General features: G+C 41.0%; 1 pseudogene. It reads left to right on the plus strand.

Going from position 1 to position 1,788, the window contains the following annotated elements:
• Window positions 1–1,625: pseudogene (locus BG20_RS10835) on the plus strand (hypothetical protein); the annotation flags it as partial.
• Window positions 1,626–1,788 lie beyond the last annotated feature (163 nt).

A 1,788-nucleotide genomic window follows, 5' to 3' on the forward strand; every position in this document is an offset into this window, starting at 1 on the left:
AGAACTTCTGTATCTTACAAGGAGATATTCTCCAAGTAGAATACACTGATCCAGCCGATGCTTCAGGTGATATCAATACTGTCACAGATTCTGCTACATTTGACCTAAGAAACGGTGTATTACAATCTGACAAATCAGTGTACATTATTGGATCCGATATGATCTTGACCTTAATTGAACCAGACTTCGATTTGGACAATCAAGGTGCAGAGACATATGACTTGGACTTGATCGAATGGGATTCTGATGCCGCAACTGTCACCATGGGTGATAAGGGTGGAAATCAGGCTAACTTTGATCCAGAACCACTAAACTTCAGAGAAACAGGTGATAGCACTGGAATCTTCCAGGTTGTCATCGAAATTCCTCAACAACTCGGCAATGATAAATTGGAGAGAGGAGAGGAAATTCAACTCGAATATAGTGATTGGGGTCCATCCGGATCTGACTACGTAGGTGACGAAGACCAAGATGTCAAATTGACAATCTTTACTTCTAACTTCGGAGCAACTGTGGCACTTGACCAAAAAGTTTACACATGGACTGATAAAGTCTACATTACTATTGTAGCACCAGATCACAACTTTGACTCAAACTTAATTGATGATATCGGAAACACTGCTGATGACCCAATAAAGGTCGCAACCAGAAGTGCAAAGTTACAGCAATACAAGTTAGTCGAAACTGGCACTGACACAGGCATCTTTACTGGTGAGGTAATTCTTACCGGTTTCACACATGATGCTGACGGTGATCCAACAACTGGTCCTTCAGGTAATGACGTTACATCTCAATCTGCAAGCGGTAGTGGCCCAACAAGTGGTAAATTACCAGCTACAGACAATGACGGACTGACTGTCTCCTTTGAATTCTCACAGGATGAAACAGTTGTAGGTTCTGCATTGATCAGATGGAACATAGGCGAAGTTCAGTGGCTTGAGGCAAGCTATCCAGCTAAGGGTACAGGTGTTGTAAGAATAATTGATCCAGATATGAACTTAAATCCAGAATCCGTTGACAATTTCAATGCCAACGTGTGGTCTGACTCCGATGCCGGAGGTATTGACCTTACTGTAACTGAGACTAATGAGGCAACCGGAATATTCGAAGGAACAGTGTTCTTCACTGTAACTGATGAATCATCTGGTCACAGACTCAGAGTCGCAGAAGGTGACACTGTCACTGCAGAATATGAGGACAATACATTACCTAGTCCGTACACAACAGCAGATGAACTTCGTATCACTGCCACTACACTAATCGGCACAATTGTACCACCACTCGAGAGAGCACCAGCTGCTAACTTGAGAGTAGTTGATGCATTCGGTAATAGCTTAAGTGCTGTTAACGTTGATCAACAAGTACAAATCACTGCCGACCTAGCAAATGGTCAGGATAAGAAGCAAGTATTTGCTTACTTGGTACAGATTCAGGATGGTAACGGTGTTACAGTCTCACTAGCCTGGATTACAGGTGCACTATCTGCTGGTCAATCATTTAGCCCTGCATTATCATGGATCCCAACTGAAGCTGGCACTTATACTGCCACTGCATTTGTCTGGGAATCTGTTGATAATCCAACGGCATTATCACCACCAGTCAGTACACAGATAATCGTAAAGTAAGAAACTAGTTCACATTTTCCTTTTTTCTTTTTTTGAATCAACACTTAACGTAAGTTGTAAAATTCACAAGTAATATCTAGTGGATATTATTTTACTATTCTGAAATGAAATTAAAATTAATCATGTTTTTTATTCTATTGTTAATCATTCCAGTAAATTATGG

It is taken from the genome of Candidatus Nitrosarchaeum limnium BG20, assembly GCF_000241145.1.
In the GTDB taxonomy this organism is placed as follows: Archaea; Thermoproteota; Nitrososphaeria; order Nitrososphaerales; family Nitrosopumilaceae; genus Nitrosarchaeum; species Nitrosarchaeum limnae.